The sequence below is a fragment of the Mesorhizobium sp. B4-1-3 genome (assembly GCF_006439355.1).
Lineage (GTDB): Bacteria > Pseudomonadota > Alphaproteobacteria > Rhizobiales > Rhizobiaceae > Mesorhizobium.
In genome coordinates this window covers 1-19,031 of record NZ_VFTG01000035.1, presented here as the reverse complement: position 1 = coordinate 19,031, position 19,031 = coordinate 1, and the positions used below count along the sequence as shown (strand labels likewise).

Below are 19,031 nucleotides of genomic sequence, written 5' to 3'. Positions count from 1 at the left end.
CGGGCTCACGCCCTTGGATGCGCCTTCTCGTAAATATCGAGCAGCCTTGCTGTGTCGACGCCAGTGTAGATCTGCGTGGTCGACAGGCTGGCGTGGCCGAGCAGTTCCTGGATGGTGCGCAGGTCGCCGCCGCGGCCGAGCAGATGGGTGGCGAAGGAATGCCGCAGCGCGTGCGGCGTCGCGGTGTCCGGCAGGTTGAGTGCCGAGCGCAACTTCGCCATCTCGCGCTGGACGATGGCCGGGTTGAGCGGGCCGCCGCGGGCGCCGCGGAAGAGCAAGCCCTCGGGACCGATATGGAAAGGGCAGAGCCGACGGTATTCGGCGACCGCCCTGCGGGCCACCGGCAGCACCGGCACCAGGCGCGTCTTGCCACCCTTGCCGGTGACGCGCAGCACGGTGTCGGCTTCCGTGGCCAGATCGGCGCCGGTCAACCCCAGCGCTTCCGAAATGCGCAGGCCGGAGCCATAGAGCAGCGTCAGCACGGCGGCGTTGCGGGCGGCGATCCAGGGCTCTTCCGCGAGCTGGCCGTCCACGGCCACGACTTGTCTCGCGTCGCTTGCCGTCAGCGGCTTGGGCAGCGACTTCGGCTGGCGCGGCGCGCGCAGCGCCGCAGCAGCGGCCGCATTCACCATCCCGCGTTTTTCGAGAAAGCGCAGCAGCGAGCGGATGCCGGCAAGGCCGCGTCCCAGCGTGCGCGCGCCGGCGCCGTCATTGCGGCGCTTGGCGAGGAAGCCGCGCAGATCGGCCGGCCGCAGGTCGGCGATGTCGGAAATGCCCGGCGCGCCGCCGCAATGGCCGGTCAGGAAATGCAGGAACTGGCGGGTGTCGCGCTCATAGGCCTCGACCGTTTCGGGCGACAGCCGGCGCTCATGCGCCAGCGTCTTCAGCCAGGTCTCGCGCGCCGCCTGGAGGTCGGGTTTTGCCGGGATGAGGAATTCCTGCATGGGCTTGTTCCGTTTTCGGCAGTTTCGGGCATGCCGGTTAGGAAGCAGTGAAGAGGCCGTCATTGAAAAGGCTACGGGACGGCGCTAGAGCAGGGCAAAGGAAGCGCCGCCGATGTCGAAGCTCGAAAACCCCGTACAGATGGCCGTGATCGGTGCCGCGCACGGCATCAAGGGCGAACTCAGGGTGAAGACCTTCACCGGCGATCCGCTGGCGCTGGCCGATTACGGCCCGCTCTATGCCAAGGACGGCCGCGCCTTCCAGATTCTCGACATTCGGCCGGCGGGCACCGTTGTCGTGGTGCGCTTCAAGGGCGTCAGCGATCGCAATGCCGCCGAGGCCTTGGCCGGCACGGAGCTTTTCGTCGACCGCTCGGTGCTGCCCGACGACGGCGAGGAGGACGAGTTCTACCATGCCGATCTCATCGGCCTCGACGTCCGGGACGATACGGGCGTCATCGGCAAGGTCGTCGCCGTGCATAATTTCGGCGGCGGCGACATACTCGACGTCACGCTTGCCGGCCGCAAGGGTGTGCTGATCCCGTTCACGCAGGCGGCGGTGCCGCATGTCTCGATCGCCGACGGCTTCGTCGAGATCGAACCGCTCGCGGCAGGCCTGGTCGAGGATGAGGAAGAAGGGGCGGCGCCTGGCCGTTCCGGCTTCGACCCCAAGGGCAGGCCACGCGGGCCGAAGGACGCCGGGGGCAACCGTTGAGCTTTGCCGCTTCGGTGCTGACGCTCTATCCCGAGATGTTCCCGGGCGCGCTCGGCCTGTCGCTGGCGGGACGGGCGCTGGAGGCAGGCACGTGGTCGCTGGAAGCGATCCAGATCCGCGACTTCGCCACCGACAAGCATCGCACCGTCGACGACACGCCGGCCGGCGGCGGCGCCGGAATGGTGATGCGCGCCGACGTGCTGGCCAAGGCCATCGACCACGCCTCGCCGCCGGGCGACGAGCGGCCGAGGCTGCTGATGAGCCCGCGCGGAAAACCGCTGACCCAAACCCGCGTGCGGCAGCTCGCCGCCGGTCCGGGCGCGGTCATCCTGTGCGGCCGCTTCGAAGGCGTCGACCAGCGGGTGATCGACGCGCGGGGGCTGGAGGAAGTCTCGATCGGCGACTTCATCCTGTCGGGCGGCGAGCCGGCGGCGCTGGTGCTGCTCGACGCCGTGGTGCGGCTTTTGCCGGGCGTCATGGGCAATGCGGTGTCGGGCGAGGAGGAGAGCTTCGAGAATGGCCTGCTCGAGCACCCGCATTATACGCGGCCGCAGGAGTTCGAGGGCAGGCAAATCCCGGATGTGCTGATTTCCGGCAACCACAAGAAGATTGCCGAGTGGCGGCGCGCCGAGGCCGAGAAGCTCACGCAGGAGCGGCGGCCGGATCTGCTCGCGCCTTAGATCGTGATGGCGTTTCGTTGAATCGCCCTCACGATCTAACTCTTTGTTGGAGCATGATCTTTCTCCGAAAACCGGTTCCCACTTTTCGGGATCATGATCTAGCCCTTGGTGAAGTAGTAGAACGCTAGGAGCAGGCCGACGGCGACGACGAAGCCGCGAACGACGCTCTGCGGCACGCGCTTGGCGATCCACACCCCGGCATAGCCGCCGAGCGCTACGCCCGGGATCATGACGATCGCCTGCGGCCAGGCGACGACGCCGCCGGAAACGAAGACCAGGATGGCGACGACCGCGATCACGATGGACAGCATGTTCTTCAGCGCGTTGAGCCGGTGATAATCGCCGGCTTGCGTCAGGCCGAGGGTGGCCAGCATCATCACGCCCATGCCGGCGCCGAAGAAGCCGCCATAGACGGCGGTCGCGAATTGAACAAGCGAACCGGTGAGCGAGCCCACCGAAGCCTGGTGCTCCGGCCCCGCCGCAGGCTTCAGCCACGGCCCGGCTGCAAACAGCGCGGTGGCGGCGATGAGCAACCAGGGCACAAGGGCGCGGAAGGACGGGTTGGAGAGCGCGAGCAGGATGAGCGAGCCGGCCAGCGCGCCGAGCGCGGAAATCAGGCAAAGCAGGAGAGCGCCGCGCCAGAAATGCCGGATATCGGTCCAATAGGCGAGCGTCGAGGTGATGTAGCCCGGCAGCTGCGTCACCGAGGAGGTGGCGTTGGCGACGATCGGCGGCAGGCCGACCAGCGTCATGGCGCCGAAGGTGAGGAAAGTGCCTCCGCCGGCGACCGCATTGGCGGCGCCCGAGGTAAAACCCGCGAAGAAAAGCAGGACGGCGTCGAAGAAACTCATTTTCCCCGCTTAGAAAGCTTCCCGTGCGAGCGCAACCCGGCACGACGTCAATGTCATGGGGGCAGCGAGCGCAAAAATTTGATGCATGTCGTCATCCCGGAACCGCGCACACGTCCGGTCGACATGCATTAGGGCGTGACAAAGCGGCAAAATGGCTGTATGTCGCCGCCCGAACCGGAAGAACGATCTTCTGGACCCGTCAACAAGTGCGGTGTAGCCGTCCCTGCCCGATGTTTCGACAAAGGGCATAGCCGAGCGGTCATTGGAACTGCAAGGCGAGCCGAGGACGCTCTGACTGTCGGAAGAACAAGAAGTGGATATTTGAGATGGATCTCATCCGTCAGCTCGAGGCCGAACAGGCCGCCAAGATCGAAGCCAAGCGCAAGCTGCCCGAATTCCAGCCGGGCGACACCGTGCGCGTCCAGGTGCGCGTCACTGAAGGCACCCGCACCCGCGTCCAGGCCTATGAGGGCGTCGTCATCGCCCGCGCCGGCTCGGGCTTCCAGGAGAATTTCACCGTACGCAAGATTTCCTACGGCGAAGGCGTCGAGCGCGTTTTCCCGGTCTATTCGCCGATGGTCGAGGGCGTCGAGATCGTGCGCCGCGGCAAGGTTCGCCGCGCCAAGCTCTATTACCTGCGTGACCGTCGCGGCAAGTCGGCCCGCATTTCGGAAAACACCGGCGTTCGCGCCCGCAAGCTGAACGATGAAGAGCGCGATGCGCTGAACGCCGAGCGCGCCCGCATCGAGGCAGAGAAGGTCGCCGCCGCCCAGGCGCTGGCCGCCGAGACGGCCGCCAAGGAAGCTGCCGAGAAGAAGGCTGCCGCCGAGGCCGCTTCGGCCGAATAAGGTTTTGCGAAATAGGTTCCAGAAAGGCGGCTTCGGCCGCCTTTTTTCGTTTGGGCAGCTGTCGCAAGCGTTCGGAATTGATCGAAGCCCTCGCGTTTCGTCATTCTAGGGTCCGCGCGCGTCGCTTCGCTCCTTGCTCCGCCCTAGAACGACGAAGGCGATAGGCCAGCGTTCCTTCGCTCCCTTCCGCCCCCCAGCGTTTCAAGTTTCCACGCCGCAGCAGCGCTTTGCCCCTCGGGTCTGCGGTCCGCTTTCGCGTCGCTCCGCCCGTGGATGACGAAATCGGGGTTGACAGCCAATTATCTAGTGCACAAAATAATCGTGTACAAATTAACGGAGATGAAAATGTCTGCACTCTACACTGCCCAGGCTCACGTCAGCGGCGGCCGAAACGGTCACGGCGAGACCAGCGACGGCCTGCTCAGGGTCGATCTGGCCATGCCGAAGGAACTCGGCGGCAAGGGTGGCGCCACCAATCCCGAGCAGCTCTTCGCGGTCGGCTATGCCGCCTGCTTCGAAAGCGCGGTCCGCTTCGTCGCCCGCCAGCAGAAGCTGCCGCTCGAGGACGCATCGGTCACCTCCACGGTCAGCCTCTACCCGAACGACCAGGGCGGCTTCCGGCTCGGCGTCGCACTGGCGGCCGAGATCAAGGGGCTTGATCAGGCGGGCGCCGAGGCGCTTGTATCGGAAGCGCACAAGATATGCCCTTATTCCAACGCCATCCGGGGCAATATCGACGTGGCGCTCTCGGCAAAGGCTGCATGACGACGACAACCGAACCAATGACCAAGCAAGCCCCGGCGCAGGATGCCGGGGCGCCCGACGTGCCGCGCCTCGACCAGCAGCTTTGCTTCGCGCTCTATTCGGCAAGCGGGCTGATGACCAAGCTCTACCGGCCGCTGCTCGATCCGCTCGGCCTTACCTATCCGCAATATCTGGCGATGCTGGCGCTGTGGCAGCATTCGCCGAGCACGATCGGTGAGCTCGGCGCGGCACTCGGTCTGGATTCGGCGACGCTGACGCCGCTCATCAAGCGGATGGAAGCAGGCGGCCTGGTGACGCGCCGGCGCGATGCCGCCGACGAGCGCCGCGTGCTGGTCGAGCCGACCGCCAAGGGCGAGGCGCTGCGGACAAAGATGAAGGACGTGCAGGAAGGACTGAGCTGCGGCATGCCGCTGGAGCGGACTGAGCTCAAAGCCCTGCACGGCACGCTGACGCGGTTGGTCGCCGGGTTGCGCGAGGCCACGGCCGATCGGGACTGATCACGGCAACGGACATCCTCCAAGCCATTCCGGTAGAGCGTTGCATTTGCCTAGACGGCGCAACGTCGCAGCGGACCGGCTTGCAAGGCGCTTGCGGCAAGCTAAAGCGGTTCGCCGTTTCACCGAAACGGCGGCCGCTCTATCTCCTTGTTTTTACGCAATTCCGGACGGAAAACCGCTTCACACTTTTCCTGGAATTGCTCTAAAGTCGGCGCCGGATTTTCCCGGCCGCGCCGAAACCGTGTGCCGATCACCTTCGGAGATTGTCATGACCAAGTCGAAACTGCTGCTGGTCGCCATGGTGGCCTGGCTTCTCGCGCCTGTCGCCGCGCTCGCCGACAACCTGCCCAACCTCGGCGGCAAGAAGGTCGTGGTGGTGACAGAAAACGCCTATCCGCCGCTGCAGTTCATCGACAAGAAGACCGGCAAGCAGATCGGCTGGGAATATGATGCCATGGACGAGATCGCCAAGCGGCTGAACTTCAAGGTCGAGTACCAGAACAGCTCCTGGGACGCGATGATCCAGGCGGTTTCCGACAATCAGTACAATATCGGCATGACCGGCATCACCATCAAGGACGACCGCAAGGAGAAGGTCGACTTCTCCGATCCCTATATGCGTTCGGAGCAGTTCATGCTGGTGCGCGGCGACGAAAGCCGCTTCACCGACGCCAAGAGCTTCGCCGCCTTCAAGGATGGGCTGATCGGCGCCCAGCCCGGCACCACGCCCTTTTACACCGCCGTTTACAGCGTGCTCGACGGCAATGAGCAGAATCCGCGCATCAAACTGTTCGAGACCTTCGGCGCGACCGTCCAGGCGCTGAAAACGGGCGACGTCGATGTCGTCTTGACCGACGGCACCGCCGGCCAGGGCTATGTCGACGCTTCCGAAGGCAAGCTGAAGCTGATCGGCGGACCGCTCGGCACCGAGGATTTCGGCTTCATCTTCCCGAAGGGCTCCGACCTGGTGAAGCCGGTTAACGCCGCCATAGCCGCGCTGAAGGCCGACGGCACCTTCGACAAGCTCAACAAGAAGTGGTTTCTCGACTACAAGATGGGGCAGTGAGCTCGTCTTGTTGCGCGCAGTGGGTTTGCAGGAAATTGCGCTGACGTTGCGCCAAGGCCCCCCTCTCTGGCCTGCCGGCCGTCTCCCCCTCAAGGGGCGAGATCGGACATCGCGCCGGCTTTCGCCAATCTCCAACGCTGCAGGATGGGGGGCGAGGCCGAAGCTGCCAATCTCCCCCCTTGAGGGGGAGATGTCCGGCAGGACAGAGGGGGGTCTCGTAGAGCGCTGCCATCGCAAAAATAGCCGCGATGGCATCTCCTGATGACAGCGCCCGCGTCTGCCTCCAAACCCGAATTCCCCTGGTGGCTGGCCGCGTCCGCCGTGCTGGCGCTTGCCGCCGCCCTCGTCATCGCGTCCAGCGACCTCTACGCGCAAGTCTTCGCCACCGTCACCAAGGGCATCGGCATCACCATCTTCGTCACGGCAGTCGCGTTCGCGCTTGCCTCCGCGCTTGGGCTCGGCATCGCGCTTATGGCGCTGTCGGGATCACAGTGGCTGCGCCAGATCGCGCGTTTCTATGTCGAGATCATCCGCGGCGTGCCGATCCTGGTGCTGTTGTTCTGGATCGCCTTTGCCGGCGCGCCGGCCTTCGTCGCCGCCTGGAATGCGCTGACCGCGCCGCTGCAGAGCGCCGGACTGATCGGCGAACTCCTGGTGCGCGACGTCTCGCTGCTCTGGCGCGCCATCATGGCTTTGACCATCGGCTACTCGGCCTTCATCTCGGAGGTGTTCCGCGCCGGCATCCAGTCGGTCGAGAAGGGCCAGATCGAGGCGGCCAAGGCGCTCGGGCTCAGCCGGGCGCAGCGCTTTCGGCTGATCGTCTTCCCGCAGGCGATCCGCACCATCTTGCCGCCGCTCGGCAACGACTTCGTCGCCATGGTCAAGGATTCCTCGCTGGTCTCCGTGCTCGGCGTCGCCGACATCACCCAGATGGGCAAGGTTTATGCCGCGGGCTCGTTCCGCTTCTTCGAGACCTATTCGATCGTCGCCTATATCTACCTTATCCTGACCGTCGGCCTGTCGCTGGCGCTGCGTGTGCTGGAACAGCGGCTGCGCCGACAGCATCAGGAATAGCCGGCGGCTTCGGAGCACGCTACGATCCTTCGGCTCATCATCGCGGAGGACACGCCCCATGAATTTCGACAAGGCCAATGCGGCGCTGGATTCCGTCTACTCGGCCGACTCGCCGGAAGGGCTCGCCAAGGCCTATGCCGACTGGGCCGCGACCTATGACAGCGAGACCGCCTCGCTCGGCTATCTCCTGCCCTTCCTGATCACCGCTTGGGTGGCGCGGCACGTGCCGGCCGGCGAAGGCCCGCTGCTCGACGCCGGCTGCGGCACGGGCCTGTCGGGACCGTCGCTGAAGGCGCTTGGCTATGGCGACATCGCCGGGCTCGACCTCTCCGACGACATGCTGAAGATCGCCGGCAGCCGCCAGGCCAGTGGCAAGCCGGCCTATAGCGCGTTGAAGAAGGCGATGCTCGGCGGCCCGCTGCCCTGGCCCGACCGGCATTTCCGCGCCTTCTTCTCGACCGGCGTCTTCACCATCGGCCACGCGCCTGCTTCCGGCCTGCACGAACTGGTGCGAATCACCAAGAGCGGCGGCCACGCCATCTTCACCGTCCGCGACCAGGTGTTCGAGAGCGGCGGCTTTCAGGCGGTGTTCGACGAGCTGACGCAGGCGAAGAAATGGCGTCTGGTCGAGCAGAGCCCGTGGTTCCGCTGCTATGCGATCGGCGACCCGGACGCGCTGGTGAAGACGTTCGTGTTCGAGGTGGTTTGAATAAGCTTGGCACCGGTTCCTCGCCCACTTCGTGGAGTGAGGAACCAGGTTCCGGCCGCTAATTGCCGAAAAGCCAAAACATTGCTATCTACCCCGCCATGGAAAAGCTTTTCAGCGATCCGGCCTATAAGGGTTTCGTGCTGCAGGACAGGAAGCGCCTGCCGTCGCGTTTCTCCGCGCGGGTCTGCGGCGCGCTCACCAGCCGACTTAGCCTGGCCGACTGATCGCAGTTGTCGCGCCGGTTGCCGGCGTCCTTTTCCCATTTCTCGTATCGACGGATTTACGCACATGAGCGCACCGCGCACCCTCTACGACAAGATCTTCGACGACCACACGGTCGACCGCCAGGACGACGGAACCTGCCTGCTCTATATCGACCGCCACCTGGTGCACGAGGTCACCAGCCCGCAGGCCTTCGAAGGCCTGCGCATGTCGAACCGCAAGGTCCGGCATCCGGAAAAGACGCTGGCCGTGGTCGACCACAACGTGCCGACCTCGCCCGAGCGCAAGTTCGGCATCAAGAACGAGGAAAGCCGCATCCAGGTCGAGGCGCTGGCCAAGAACGCCAAGGACTTCGGCATCGAATACTATTCCGAGAACGACGTCCGCCAGGGCATCGTCCACATCATCGGGCCGGAGCAGGGTTTTACGCTGCCGGGCATGACCATCGTGTGCGGCGACAGCCACACCTCCACGCATGGTGCTTTCGGGGCATTGGCGCACGGCATCGGCACGTCCGAGGTCGAGCACGTGCTGGCAACGCAGACGCTGATCCAGCGCAAGGCCAAGAATATGCTGGTGCGCGTCGACGGCCAGCTGCCGGAAGGCGTCACCGCCAAGGACATCATCCTGGCCATCATCGGCGAGATCGGTACCGCCGGCGGCACCGGCTATGTCATCGAATATGCCGGCGAAGCGATCCGCTCGCTGTCGATGGAAGGCCGCATGACGATCTGCAACATGTCGATCGAAGGCGGAGCGCGGGCCGGCCTGATCGCGCCGGACGAGACGACCTTCGCCTATGTGAAGGACAAGCCGCGCGCCCCGAAGGGCGCCGCCTGGGATGCCGCGCTCGCCTATTGGAAGACGCTGCATTCGGACGAAGGCGCGCATTTCGACAAGGTCGTGGTGCTCGACGCGCAAAAACTGCCGCCGATTGTCTCCTGGGGATCCTCGCCCGAAGACGTCGTCTCGGTGCAGGGCATCGTGCCCGATCCGCAAGAGATTGCGGACGAAAATAAGCGCACCTCGAAGATCCGCGCGCTCGACTATATGGGGCTGACGCCGGGAACCAAGATCACCGACATCGCGCTTGACCGCGTCTTCATCGGCTCCTGCACCAACGGCCGCATCGAGGACCTGCGCGCCGCCGCCAAGGTGGTCGAGGGCAAGAAGGTCAATCCGCGAGTCAACGCCATGATCGTGCCGGGTTCGGGTCTGGTCAAGGAACAGGCCGAGGCCGAGGGCCTCGACAAGATCTTCGTCGCCGCCGGCTTCGACTGGCGCGAACCGGGCTGCTCGATGTGCCTGGCCATGAACGACGACCGGCTGAAGCCGCATGAACGCTGCGCCTCGACCTCGAACCGCAATTTCGAGGGCCGGCAGGGCTTCAAGGGCCGCACCCATCTGGTGTCGCCGGCCATGGCGGCGGCCGCCGCGATTGCCGGCCATTTCGTCGACATCCGGGACTGGAAGTAACAGCCTGCTGCGTCTCTCAACAAAGGCCCGGACTGGACGTCCGGGCCCTTTGCTTTCAGCGCTCTATCTGCGAATAATCTCGTGAAACTCCTCGCGCCGGCCGGGCTCGTCGGCGGCGACGACCAAGGCCAGCTGCCGCTCGTCGAAAATCCTGAACCACTCGTCCCACTCCACAAGCTCGTAGCCGCCGCTGTTGATCGGACGTTCCGGGCGGTCGGTATCTTCATAGGCCTGCTGGCCGAACACCAGCCGCAGCATGGGCTGCGTTCCGGCCTCGGGCGAGACGTCGACGATGGCCGGGAAGCCGGCGCGCGCCGCTGCCCAGGAGCGGATTTCATCGTGGTTCGTCAAAGTGATTGTGCCGGCCATCTCGATCGTCTCCCGTCTGGCGTCTCCTATCCTGGCCGGACAACGCCGCTCCGGCAGGCCGGTTCCGCACGGCTTCACGGCGTATCTATCGGAGGCTTAACCGCTTGTTTGGGCTTAAGCCCTAGCATCTGCCCCTGGGTAAGTTGGGGAAAGTCGCAGTCCTTTGGACACCGGTCTGCTCATAGCGCTGCTCAATCCGACGATAGCGCTGGCGCTCGGCGCTGCGTTCCTCGTGCTGTGGTCCTATCAGCGCCATCGGCCGTATCTGGCCGCGCTTGGCGCGAGCTACTGCCTGTCGGCAGCGGGTTTCCTGCTGCAATATTTCACGCTTCCGGTCGGCGTAGCGCTGACCAAGCTGGTCTCCAACGTCTGCTTCACGATCGCGGCCTGCTGCCTTTCCAGCGCGATAATCGCGCGCTACGGGCGGCGCGTGCCCTATGTCGGCATCGCCGTCACGACCGGCGGCGGGCTCGCCGCCTTCATCTGGTTCATGTTCGTCCAGCCGGACCTCACCTGGCGCGTGCTGGTCATGAATTTCGGCTTCGGCGCGCTCAGCCTGCTGGTCGCGGCGGAACTGAGGACCGTGCGCAGCTACGGGCCGACCGAAAAGATCCTGTTCGCGCTGTCGCTGCTTTCGGGGCTGAACTTCATCGCCCGCACACTGATCGTCGTGATCGCGCACGGGCCGTTCCCCGGCTATGACGGCTTCTACGGCTCGTCCTACTGGACGACGGCGCTGCTCTCGCACGCGTTGTTGTCGCTGCTGATCGCGCTTAGCCTGTTCACGGCCGCGGCGCTCGACGTGATGAGGACATTGAAGACCGAGAACCATACCGATCCGCTCTCCGGCATCCTCAACCGCCGCGGTTTCGAGGAGCGAGCGGCCCTCTTGCTCGACCAGTGCGGCAAGGCCGGGTTTCCCGTCGCCCTGGTGCTGGCCGACCTCGATCACTTCAAGGCGCTGAACGACCAGCATGGGCATGAGGCCGGCGACCGCGTGATCGCCGACTTCGCTTCCAAGCTGCGCTCCGCCACCGGCGCGCGCGGGGCCGCGGGCCGCATCGGCGGCGAGGAGTTCGCCGTGCTTCTGCCGCTGAGCGACCTGGGGGCGGCAAGGCTTTTCGCCGAAGCGATCCGCAACCTTTATTCAGCTGGCGCGGTGGATGGCCTGCCGCCCGGCACCAGGGTCACCGCGAGCTTCGGCGTCGCTGCCCGCTCCGGCAAGGAAGGGCTGATGCCGTTGATGCGGCGCGCCGACGAGGCGCTCTACAAGGCCAAGAAGAACGGCCGCGACAGCGTGCGGCTTTCTTATGAGAGACCTGAAACCGCCTTCGCTGCCGAGCGGCCTGCCGTCGGCTGAGGCAGTCTGACGCGGAACGTCCGACGAAGGAGGATGTGCGCAGCGCCGACTTCAGTTGATGATCAACCTGCTTGTCGCGAGGCTGTTGGGGGCGCCGCGGTTGCCGTCCATGACACCAGGCGCGTGTCAGGCGGCGCCAGACGCCGGCTATCCTCAACGGCAAGGGCTGAGATTGGGCATCTCGCCGTCGGAAAGCCCGTACATGTAGGAGCGGCCCTTGACCAGCACCGGCGGCTGGTAACAGCCGGGCGCGCCGGCTTCGTCCGCATCGTCATAGACGACATCCGGCTGGCCGGCGCCGGTGTATTCGGAAAGTTTCTTGGCAAGCTTGCCCTCGCCGACGATGATGCGCTTGTAGCCGGCGGCGCTGTCGATGACGAGATTGCTGAAGGAATCGGCATAGACGCGGTCGTGATGGCGCAGTCCGGCTTCTGCCGGCGCGGCGATTGTCGTCGCCAGTCCCGCCAGCGCCGCGGCGGCAACGCTTGCCCGCACTGAATTCGAACGCATGTCGCTCTCCCTTGATGACGCGATGGATCGCGCCCGGATTCCGCTTCGAATCGGAAATTAACCCTTTCTTTACCTTTGTTAAGAGCCGGGGGGCCTTCGGTGCCGGTTCTTAAGGAACATGGTTAATTCTGGAGGGCCCGGCTCTTGCCGCCGCAGGGCGGGCATGCAGCCGGCTGACTCTGGGTGAGCTTGATCTTGATGCGTCGCGTGGCTAGCGTGCCGCGCACGAAAGGGCAGCGCATGAGCTTTGGCCACACGGTTCGGGTGTCGATCACCATCCCGCTGCTTCTCGCGGCCGCGGCCTGCGTGCCGCAGGGCGACGCGCCGAAGGCGGCGAATGCCGCGCCCGCCGCCTCGCCTGCCCCGGCCTCGCAGTCCGCCGCACCCGTGGTGCCGACGGCGGCTGCCACGCCTCCGCTCCCTGCGACGGCCCCGGTATCTACAACGGCCCCCCCACCTGCAACAGGCAAGACGCTTGCGCCCGAGACGAAGATCATCACCGACCTTACCGTGCCACGGTCCGGCATCGGCACGGCGGCCTACAGATGCGGCAATGGCGGCATGATCACCATCCAGAATCTCGGCTCGTCGCTGCGCGTGGTCCGCCCGGACGGCACGGCCGAGGAATTCGCGGCCTCGCCCGCCAACCAGAGCAGCCGCTACCAGGAAGCGGCCACCCATGACGCAATCGTGATCGACGGACGCGAAGCGCTGGTGATGAAGAGGGGATCGACCCCGCAGACCTGTCGGAGATAGCGGGTGGGCAGATCTTCAGGTCAGGCCGGCCTGCAAACGGCAGCTTCCTGCGCTTCCGGTGCTCACGTACTTTAAGTACGCTCCGCTCCGGTTCTCGGAAGCCACCCAGTTTGGTCGCTTCGCGCCCGTCTTCGACTCCGGCTCGGCCTGACCTGAATCTCAACCCACCCGGCGCGCGATGTTGTTGCACTGCAACGAAACATTGCGCCGGCTTCGAAACAGCCGCTAATCGATTGAAGCGCGCGGCGGTCAATTTGTCAGACTAAATGATGTTTTCAAAACGATTTTCCGGCTTTGACGCGGTGCAAAAAGAGCATTAGAAACCGGCTGTCCGGGGCCATATATGAAGGCGGCGAACGCCGCATTCCCATCGCGGCTTCCAGGATGCCGATCTGGGGGAGCCATGAGCAAATCACCAGCCACCCGCGCAGTTGCCAGACGTGAAAGGCCGCTCTCGCCGCATCTGACGGTCTACCGGCCGCCGATCACCATGACGATGTCGATTATCCATCGCATCACCGGCGGCGCGCTCTATTTCGGGACGCTGCTGGTGGCGGCCTGGCTGATTGCTGCTGCGAGCTCGCAGGCCGCCTTCGACTGGGTCAACTGGGCCTTCGGCTCGTGGCTCGGCCGACTGGTTCTCTTCGGCTACACCTGGGCGCTGATGCACCACATGCTGGGCGGGCTGCGCCACCTCATCTGGGACACCGGCGCGGGGCTTGAAAAACACACCGCGTCCAGGATCGCCTGGGCGACGCTTGCCGGTTCGATCGTGCTCACGCTGCTAATCTGGATCGCCGGCTATATGGCGCGGGGAGCATTCTGATGGCCACCAACAATTCGGACATGCGCACGCCGCTGGCGAGGGTCCGCGGCCTCGGTTCGGCCCGGGAAGGCACCGGGCATTTCTGGCGGCAGCGGCTGACCGCCATCGCCAATATTCCTTTGATCCTGTTCTTCGTCGGCTTCTTGATCGCGATCAACGGCCATGGCTACGCGGAGGTGCGAGCGGCGCTTGCGAACCCGTTCGTGGTGGTCATGCTCGGGCTGGTGCTGATCTCGCCGCTCTATCATATGCGCATCGGCATGCAGGTGATCATTGAGGATTATGTGCATGGCGAAGGCCTGAAGCTGGCGCTGATCGCCCTCAACACATTCTTCGCAGTCGCGGTCGGCGTTGCCTCGCTGTTTGCCCTGCTCAAACTCGCATTCGGAGGCTGACGTCTTGGCCAACGCAAATACAGCCGGCACGGCTTCCGCCTACACCTTTGTCGATCACAAATTCGACGTCGTGATCGTCGGTGCCGGCGGCGCCGGCCTGCGCGCCACGCTCGGCATGGCCGAACAGGGGCTGCGCACCGCCTGCATCACCAAGGTGTTCCCGACCCGCTCGCACACGGTGGCCGCGCAAGGCGGCATCGCCGCCTCGCTGTCCAACATGGGTCCGGATTCGTGGCAGTGGCACATGTACGACACCGTCAAGGGGTCGGACTGGCTGGGCGATGTCGACGCCATGGAATACATGGTGCGCGAGGCGCCGGCCGCCGTCTACGAGCTCGAGCATTACGGCGTGCCGTTCTCGCGCACCGAGGAAGGCAAGATCTATCAGCGGCCGTTCGGCGGTCACATGATGAACTATGGCGACGGTCCGCCGGTGCAGCGCACCTGCGCTGCCGCCGACCGCACCGGTCACGCCATCCTGCACACGCTCTACGGCCAGTCGCTGAAGAACAACGCGCAGTTCTTCATCGAGTATTTCGCGCTCGACCTGATCATGGAGCCGGACGGCACCTGCACCGGCGTGGTGGCCTGGAACCTCGATGACGGCACCATCCACCGCTTCTCGGCCAAGATGGTGGTGCTGGCGACCGGCGGGTATGGCCGCGCCTATTTCTCCGCCACCTCGGCGCATACCTGCACCGGCGACGGCGGCGGCATGGCCGCGCGGGCTGGGCTTCCTCTCCAGGACATGGAGTTCGTGCAGTTCCACCCGACCGGCATCTACGGAGCCGGCTGCCTGATCACCGAAGGCGCGCGCGGCGAGGGCGGCTATCTCGTCAATTCCGAGGGCGAGCGCTTCATGGAGCGCTATGCGCCGTCTGCCAAGGACCTTGCCTCTCGCGACGTGGTTTCCCGCTGCATGACGCTGGAGATCCGCGAAGGCCGCGGCGTCGGCAAGAAGAAGGACCACATCTTCCTGCATCTCGACCATCTCGATCCGGCCGTGCTGCATGAACGGCTGCCGGGCATCTCGGAATCGGCCAAGATCTTTGCCGGCGTCGACCTTACCAAGGAGCCGATCCCGGTGCTGCCGACGGTGCATTACAATATGGGCGGCGTGCCGACCAATTACTGGGGCGAGGTGCTCAATCCGACCTTCGACAATCCGGACCGCGTGTCGCCCGGCCTGATGGCGGTCGGCGAGGCAGGCTGCGCTTCGGTACACGGCGCCAACCGGCTTGGCTCGAACTCGCTGATCGATCTCGTCGTGTTCGGCCGGGCGGCAGCTATCCGGGCCGGCCAGGTGATCGACCGCAAGTCGGCGATCCCGTCGCCCAACGAAGCTTCGGTCGAAAAGATCATGGAGCGCTTCGACAGGCTGCGCCACGCCAACGGCTCGATCCCGACCGCGGTGCTGCGCGAGAGAATGCAGCGCGCCATGCAGGAAGACGCCGCCGTGTTCCGCACGCAGGAATCGCTCGAGAACGGCTGCAAGCGCATCTCGGAGCTCTGGGGCGAGCTCAAGGACCTCAAGGTCACCGACCGCTCGATGATCTGGAATTCCGACTTGGTCGAAACGCTGGAACTGGAAAACCTGATGGCCAACGCCATCACCACGGTCTACGGCGCCGAGGCGCGCAAGGAGAGCCGGGGCGCGCATGCGCGTGAGGATTTCGACAAGCGCGACGACGCGAACTGGCGTAAGCATACGCTTGCCCATCTGAGCGAGGACGGCAAGGTGACGCTCACCTACCGGCCGGTGCACACCGAGCCGTTGCTGGCGGAAAAGGACGGCGGCATCAGCCTGGCCAAGATCGCGCCGAAGGCCAGGGTGTACTGATCATGGCGCTCGCGGCCACCGGATATTCCGGCACGCCCCTCCCGGCCAAGCTCGGCTTGAAGGACGGCATGGTCGCCGCTTTTATTGCGCTGCCGCCGGAACTGGGCGATCTGGCTGAAGCGGTGTCCTTCGCCAAGGTCGATCGGCTGCCGAAGTGGTCGGTGATCTCGGGCAGCCGCACATACGATGCCGTGCACGCCTTCACCCGGCAGCGCGCCGAAATCGAGGACGGCCTGGCCGGCATCGAGACGGCGATCAAGCGCGACGGCATGGTCTGGGTCTCCTGGCCGAAGAAGGCCTCGAAGGTCGCCACAGACATCACCGAGGACGTCATCCGGTCGGAGGCGCTGAAGCGCGACCTGGTCGACGTCAAGGTCGCCGCCGTCAACGAAATCTGGTCCGGGCTGAAGCTCGTCATCCGAAAGGACCGCAGGTAATGGTCGAACTCACGCTTCCCAAGAATTCGCAGATCAAGCAGGGCAAGACCTGGCCGAAGCCGGAAGGCGCCACCAATCTGCGCGAATATCGCATTTACCGCTGGTCCCCGGACGACGACGAAAACCCGCGCATGGACACTTATTTCGTCGACATGGACGATTGCGGGCCGATGGTGCTGGACGCGCTTCTGTGGATCAAGAACAAGATCGACCCGACGCTGACGCTGCGCCGTTCCTGCCGTGAGGGCATTTGCGGCTCCTGCGCCATGAACATCGACGGCTCGAACACGCTCGCCTGCACCAAGGGCGCTGACGATATTTCCGGCGCGGTGAAGATCTATCCGCTGCCGCATATGCCGGTGATCAAGGACCTGGTGCCCGACCTCACCAATTTCTACGCCCAGCACGCTTCGATCCAGCCCTGGCTGCAGACCGTGTCACCGACACCCGCCAAGGAATGGCTGCAGAGCCATGCAGATCGCGAGAAGCTCGATGGGCTTTATGAATGCATCCTGTGCGCCTGCTGCTCAACCTCCTGCCCGAGCTACTGGTGGAACGGCGACCGCTATCTCGGCCCGGCCACCCTTCTGCAGGCCTATCGCTGGCTGATCGACAGCCGCGACGAGGCGACGGGCGAACGGCTCGACAATCTCGAAGACCCTTTCCGGCTCTATCGCTGCCACACCATCATGAACTGCGCGCAGACCTGCCCGAAGGGGCTCAATCCGGCCAAGGCGATCGCGGAGATCAAGAAGATGATGGTGGAGAGAAGGGTGTAGTTACCAGAGGTGGTCGCTTCCAAATCGCAAAAGTAGCGTTCCGTCACACCCCCCTCTGTCCTGCCGTACATCTCCCCCCTTGTGGGCCCGCAAGGGGCAGATTGGCCGTCATTCCGGCTTTCGCCAATCTTCAGCGTTGCAACAATGGACGAGCGGCGCTGCAACAGCTGATCTCTCCCTTGTCTTGTGGGAAGATGTCCGGCAGGACAGAGGGGTGCTGTCCCTCCAACCTCGAAGGATAGGCAACTCAATGAGCGAAGATCTTCCCATCCTCTCACCCGTCGAAGCCCGTGTCCTCGGCTCGCTGATCGAGAAGAAGGAGCTGACGCCGGACGTCTATCCGCTGACGCTCAACGGCGCGCATCAGGCCGCCAACCAGAAGACGGCGCGCGAGCCTGTCATGGCGCTGGAATTGACCGAGGTCCGGCGGGCGCTGAGCACGCTGGAGCAGAAGGGTCTGGTACGGCAGGCCTTCGCTTCGCGCGTCGAGCGTTACGAGCACCTGATGGCGCAGCGCTTTTCGCTGACCACGCCGCAGATCGCGGTGATCGGGCTTTTGCTGCTGCGCGGCGCGCAGACGGCGCATGAGCTGCTTGCCCGTTCAGAGCGCATGGCGCGCTTTGCTTCGATCGAGGAGCTGCGGGACAATCTCGATTTGATGATCGGCCGCCGGCCGCCGCTGATCCAGCTGCTCGAACGCGCGCCCGGGCAGCGCGAGGAGCGCTATGTGCATCTCTTGAGCGGCCCGGTGGAAGCGGCGGCGACGGCGGGACCTTGGCAGCCGGCGGCGTCAGTTACGGATACTGACCTTGAGGCGCGGGTGAAGGCGTTGGAAGAAGAGGTCGCGGCGCTACGGGCGAAGATCGAGGCGCTGGGTTTGTAGGTCCATTGACCGAAATGTTGGCGGGACAGCGCCCCCCTCTGTCCTGCCGGACATCTCCCCCACAAGGGACCCACAAGGGGGAGATTAGCGCTCCAGCGTCGGCGCTCTTCTTTCAACGGCGGTGATTAGCGAAAGCCGGCGCGACATCCGATCTCCCCCCAAAGTGGGGGAGATGGCCGGCAGGCCAGAGGGGGCGCGAAGGATCGCAACCCCTGCAGATAGAAACGCCGCTCACCCCAGCTTCGCATCCAGCGATACCTTGATCGCCCCCAGCGCCTTCGAGACGGGGCATTCGGCCTTGGCCTTCTCGGCCAGTTCCTTGAACTTCGCGGCGTCGATGCCCGGCACTTTGCCAACCAAGGTGATGGCGCTGCCGGTGATGCCGGTGCCGGGCACCAGCGTCACCACCGCCTTGGCGTTGAGCTCGGCGGCCGGCGTGCCGTTTTCGGCGAGGAAGTGCGAAAGCTGCATCGCGTAGCAGCCGGCATGCGCTGCGGCGATCAACTCCTCCGGGTTGGTGCCGGATTTGCCGCTCTCGTCCTCGAAACGCGCCTTGAAGGAATAGGGCGTGCCGTTCAAGGTGCCGCTCTGGGTGTCCAGCGTGCCGTTGCCCTCCTTCAGATTGCCTTTCCAGACGGCGTTTGCGGTGCGGTCCATGGAGTCCTCCTGCCTTGTCGGGGTTTGCGCCGGCAGGCGCCGGCGCTCCTTGTGACTATAGCGCGGACGCGGCGGAAGACCATCCACGGCATGTTGAGATTCGGGTGAGGCCGGCCTGCAAATGGCAGTCTCCTGCGCTTCCGGTGCTCACGTACTTTTAAGTACGCTCCGCTCCGGTTCTCGGAGACCGCTATTTTCGGCTCGGCTTGACCCGAATCTCAACACGCCTTTGCCGCCGGCGTTGGTGGTAGGCCAATCTCCAACAAGTGAGCGCGAAAATGTCGGCTTCGATCGGGCCTAGGGGAATCGCAGATAAGTCGAATGTCTATTGCCAGGCAGCAAAAGAAGGATTCTTGAGAGGCTTTCTCGAAGCAG

Annotated in this window: 23 protein-coding genes; 18 read left to right on the top strand and 5 right to left on the bottom strand. The window is 64.8% G+C overall.

All coding sequences use genetic code 11. From position 1 onward, the window contains the following. Positions 1–5: 5 nt before the first annotated feature. Complete coding sequence (locus FJW06_RS27370) at positions 6–944, bottom strand: tyrosine recombinase XerC (RefSeq protein ID WP_140756412.1); 939 nt, start codon at positions 942–944, stop codon at positions 6–8. Between the two features lie 112 nt (positions 945–1,056). Between FJW06_RS27370 and rimM the strand changes: the two genes are divergently transcribed. After that, entirely contained in the window at positions 1,057–1,656 is a 600-nt protein-coding gene (gene rimM, locus FJW06_RS27365) for a ribosome maturation factor RimM (protein WP_140756411.1), read from the top strand. Beyond that, a complete protein-coding gene (gene trmD, locus FJW06_RS27360) occupies positions 1,653–2,336 on the top strand; it encodes a tRNA (guanosine(37)-N1)-methyltransferase TrmD (RefSeq protein WP_140756410.1) in 684 nt (227 codons plus the stop codon). Before rimM ends, trmD begins: the two co-directional genes overlap by 4 nt. A 98-nt stretch (positions 2,337–2,434) precedes the next feature. On the opposite strand, the gene FJW06_RS27355 is transcribed toward trmD, so the two are convergent. Beyond that, entirely contained in the window at positions 2,435–3,187 is a 753-nt protein-coding gene (locus FJW06_RS27355; RefSeq protein ID WP_140756409.1) for a sulfite exporter TauE/SafE family protein, read from the bottom strand. Positions 3,188–3,513: 326 nt separating this feature from the next. Here FJW06_RS27355 and rplS point away from each other — a divergent pair, with 326 nt between their 5' ends. From rplS to leuC, 8 genes are all read left to right on the top strand, one after another. Next, positions 3,514–4,035: a 50S ribosomal protein L19 gene (gene rplS, locus FJW06_RS27350; protein ID WP_095769549.1), complete on the top strand. Its 522-nt coding sequence runs from the start codon at positions 3,514–3,516 to the stop codon at positions 4,033–4,035. 339 nt (positions 4,036–4,374) lie between these two features. Continuing rightward, the gene (locus tag FJW06_RS27345) at positions 4,375–4,800 is read left to right on the top strand and encodes an organic hydroperoxide resistance protein (protein WP_210238998.1); all 426 of its coding nucleotides are present in this window, start codon (positions 4,375–4,377) and stop codon (positions 4,798–4,800) included. A 17-nt stretch (positions 4,801–4,817) separates the two neighbouring features. After that, positions 4,818–5,297 carry a MarR family winged helix-turn-helix transcriptional regulator gene (locus FJW06_RS27340; protein WP_246674871.1) on the top strand — a complete coding sequence of 160 codons (480 nt, stop codon included), beginning with the start codon at positions 4,818–4,820 and terminating at the stop codon, positions 5,295–5,297. Between the two features lie 268 nt (positions 5,298–5,565). Next, positions 5,566–6,363 carry a transporter substrate-binding domain-containing protein gene (locus FJW06_RS27335; protein WP_140756406.1) on the top strand — a complete coding sequence of 266 codons (798 nt, stop codon included), beginning with the start codon at positions 5,566–5,568 and terminating at the stop codon, positions 6,361–6,363. A gap of 261 nt (positions 6,364–6,624) precedes the next feature. Then, positions 6,625–7,437, top strand: a complete 813-nt coding sequence (locus FJW06_RS27325; protein WP_140756405.1) for an amino acid ABC transporter permease — start codon at positions 6,625–6,627, stop codon at positions 7,435–7,437. Between the two features lie 58 nt (positions 7,438–7,495). Next, a complete protein-coding gene (locus FJW06_RS27320) occupies positions 7,496–8,146 on the top strand; it encodes a methyltransferase domain-containing protein (RefSeq protein WP_140756404.1) in 651 nt (216 codons plus the stop codon). A 98-nt stretch (positions 8,147–8,244) separates the two neighbouring features. Next, positions 8,245–8,370, top strand: a complete 126-nt coding sequence (locus FJW06_RS30880; RefSeq protein ID WP_140756403.1) for a hypothetical protein — start codon at positions 8,245–8,247, stop codon at positions 8,368–8,370. Positions 8,371–8,434: 64 nt separating this feature from the next. Continuing rightward, positions 8,435–9,844, top strand: coding sequence for a 3-isopropylmalate dehydratase large subunit (gene leuC, locus FJW06_RS27310; protein ID WP_140756402.1), 1,410 nt, complete (start codon positions 8,435–8,437; stop codon positions 9,842–9,844). 63 nt (positions 9,845–9,907) lie between these two features. Here leuC and FJW06_RS27305 read toward each other — a convergent pair whose 3' ends face one another. After that, positions 9,908–10,213, bottom strand: a complete 306-nt coding sequence (locus FJW06_RS27305; protein ID WP_095769553.1) for a hypothetical protein — start codon at positions 10,211–10,213, stop codon at positions 9,908–9,910. A gap of 163 nt (positions 10,214–10,376) precedes the next feature. Here FJW06_RS27305 and FJW06_RS27300 point away from each other — a divergent pair, with 163 nt between their 5' ends. Then, on the top strand, positions 10,377–11,573 hold the full coding sequence (locus FJW06_RS27300) for a GGDEF domain-containing protein (RefSeq protein WP_140756401.1): 1,197 nt from the start codon (positions 10,377–10,379) through the stop codon (positions 11,571–11,573). 153 nt (positions 11,574–11,726) lie between these two features. Here the strand turns inward: FJW06_RS27300 and FJW06_RS27295 are convergent, their stop codons facing one another. Then, positions 11,727–12,083 carry a hypothetical protein gene (locus tag FJW06_RS27295; protein WP_140756399.1) on the bottom strand — a complete coding sequence of 119 codons (357 nt, stop codon included), beginning with the start codon at positions 12,081–12,083 and terminating at the stop codon, positions 11,727–11,729. A gap of 240 nt (positions 12,084–12,323) precedes the next feature. On the opposite strand from FJW06_RS27295, the gene FJW06_RS27290 reads away from it, so the two are divergent. From FJW06_RS27290 to FJW06_RS27260, 7 genes are all read left to right on the top strand, one after another. Further along, positions 12,324–12,839, top strand: coding sequence for a hypothetical protein (locus FJW06_RS27290; protein ID WP_140756397.1), 516 nt, complete (start codon positions 12,324–12,326; stop codon positions 12,837–12,839). A gap of 403 nt (positions 12,840–13,242) precedes the next feature. Next, positions 13,243–13,665 (top strand): succinate dehydrogenase, cytochrome b556 subunit, encoded by a 423-nt coding sequence (sdhC, locus tag FJW06_RS27285; protein WP_040996394.1) that lies wholly within the window; start codon positions 13,243–13,245, stop codon positions 13,663–13,665. Continuing rightward, positions 13,665–14,060, top strand: coding sequence for a succinate dehydrogenase, hydrophobic membrane anchor protein (sdhD, locus tag FJW06_RS27280; protein WP_140756395.1), 396 nt, complete (start codon positions 13,665–13,667; stop codon positions 14,058–14,060). Before sdhC ends, sdhD begins: the two co-directional genes overlap by 1 nt. Positions 14,061–14,064: 4 nt before the next feature. Further along, positions 14,065–15,900 carry a succinate dehydrogenase flavoprotein subunit gene (gene sdhA / locus FJW06_RS27275; protein WP_140756393.1) on the top strand — a complete coding sequence of 612 codons (1,836 nt, stop codon included), beginning with the start codon at positions 14,065–14,067 and terminating at the stop codon, positions 15,898–15,900. Positions 15,901–15,902: 2 nt separating this feature from the next. Further along, complete coding sequence (locus tag FJW06_RS27270; RefSeq protein ID WP_140756391.1) at positions 15,903–16,337, top strand: DUF3052 family protein; 435 nt, start codon at positions 15,903–15,905, stop codon at positions 16,335–16,337. Further along, positions 16,337–17,116 (top strand): succinate dehydrogenase iron-sulfur subunit, encoded by a 780-nt coding sequence (locus FJW06_RS27265; protein ID WP_140756389.1) that lies wholly within the window; start codon positions 16,337–16,339, stop codon positions 17,114–17,116. The genes FJW06_RS27270 and FJW06_RS27265 overlap by 1 nt, the downstream gene beginning before the upstream one ends. 250 nt (positions 17,117–17,366) lie before the next feature. Next, on the top strand, positions 17,367–17,999 hold the full coding sequence (locus FJW06_RS27260; RefSeq protein ID WP_140756387.1) for a DUF480 domain-containing protein: 633 nt from the start codon (positions 17,367–17,369) through the stop codon (positions 17,997–17,999). 231 nt (positions 18,000–18,230) lie between these two features. Here the strand turns inward: FJW06_RS27260 and FJW06_RS27255 are convergent, their stop codons facing one another. Continuing rightward, on the bottom strand, positions 18,231–18,656 hold the full coding sequence (locus FJW06_RS27255) for an OsmC family protein (protein ID WP_140756385.1): 426 nt from the start codon (positions 18,654–18,656) through the stop codon (positions 18,231–18,233). Positions 18,657–19,031 lie beyond the last annotated feature (375 nt).

Bases quoted from the DNA above. Each gene is read 5' to 3' on its own strand.
- FJW06_RS30880 (WP_140756403.1), top strand. From the start codon at position 8,245: ATGGAAAAGCTTTTCAGCGATCCGGCCTATAAGGGTTTCGTGCTGCAG.
- FJW06_RS27290 (WP_140756397.1), top strand. From the start codon at position 12,324: ATGAGCTTTGGCCACACGGTTCGGGTGTCGATCACCATCCCGCTGCTT.
- FJW06_RS27305 (WP_095769553.1), bottom strand. From the start codon at position 10,213: ATGGCCGGCACAATCACTTTGACGAACCACGATGAAATCCGCTCCTGG.
- FJW06_RS27260 (WP_140756387.1), top strand. From the start codon at position 17,367: ATGAGCGAAGATCTTCCCATCCTCTCACCCGTCGAAGCCCGTGTCCTC.
- FJW06_RS27255 (WP_140756385.1), bottom strand. From the start codon at position 18,656: ATGGACCGCACCGCAAACGCCGTCTGGAAAGGCAATCTGAAGGAGGGC.
- FJW06_RS27335 (WP_140756406.1), top strand. From the start codon at position 5,566: ATGACCAAGTCGAAACTGCTGCTGGTCGCCATGGTGGCCTGGCTTCTC.
- FJW06_RS27325 (WP_140756405.1), top strand. From the start codon at position 6,625: ATGACAGCGCCCGCGTCTGCCTCCAAACCCGAATTCCCCTGGTGGCTG.
- sdhC (WP_040996394.1), top strand. From the start codon at position 13,243: ATGAGCAAATCACCAGCCACCCGCGCAGTTGCCAGACGTGAAAGGCCG.
- FJW06_RS27270 (WP_140756391.1), top strand. From the start codon at position 15,903: ATGGCGCTCGCGGCCACCGGATATTCCGGCACGCCCCTCCCGGCCAAG.
- FJW06_RS27370 (WP_140756412.1), bottom strand. From the start codon at position 944: ATGCAGGAATTCCTCATCCCGGCAAAACCCGACCTCCAGGCGGCGCGC.
- FJW06_RS27320 (WP_140756404.1), top strand. From the start codon at position 7,496: ATGAATTTCGACAAGGCCAATGCGGCGCTGGATTCCGTCTACTCGGCC.
- FJW06_RS27295 (WP_140756399.1), bottom strand. From the start codon at position 12,083: ATGCGTTCGAATTCAGTGCGGGCAAGCGTTGCCGCCGCGGCGCTGGCG.
- rimM (WP_140756411.1), top strand. From the start codon at position 1,057: ATGTCGAAGCTCGAAAACCCCGTACAGATGGCCGTGATCGGTGCCGCG.
- FJW06_RS27345 (WP_210238998.1), top strand. From the start codon at position 4,375: ATGAAAATGTCTGCACTCTACACTGCCCAGGCTCACGTCAGCGGCGGC.
- leuC (WP_140756402.1), top strand. From the start codon at position 8,435: ATGAGCGCACCGCGCACCCTCTACGACAAGATCTTCGACGACCACACG.
- FJW06_RS27265 (WP_140756389.1), top strand. From the start codon at position 16,337: ATGGTCGAACTCACGCTTCCCAAGAATTCGCAGATCAAGCAGGGCAAG.
- rplS (WP_095769549.1), top strand. From the start codon at position 3,514: ATGGATCTCATCCGTCAGCTCGAGGCCGAACAGGCCGCCAAGATCGAA.
- FJW06_RS27340 (WP_246674871.1), top strand. From the start codon at position 4,818: ATGACCAAGCAAGCCCCGGCGCAGGATGCCGGGGCGCCCGACGTGCCG.
- sdhD (WP_140756395.1), top strand. From the start codon at position 13,665: ATGGCCACCAACAATTCGGACATGCGCACGCCGCTGGCGAGGGTCCGC.
- FJW06_RS27355 (WP_140756409.1), bottom strand. From the start codon at position 3,187: ATGAGTTTCTTCGACGCCGTCCTGCTTTTCTTCGCGGGTTTTACCTCG.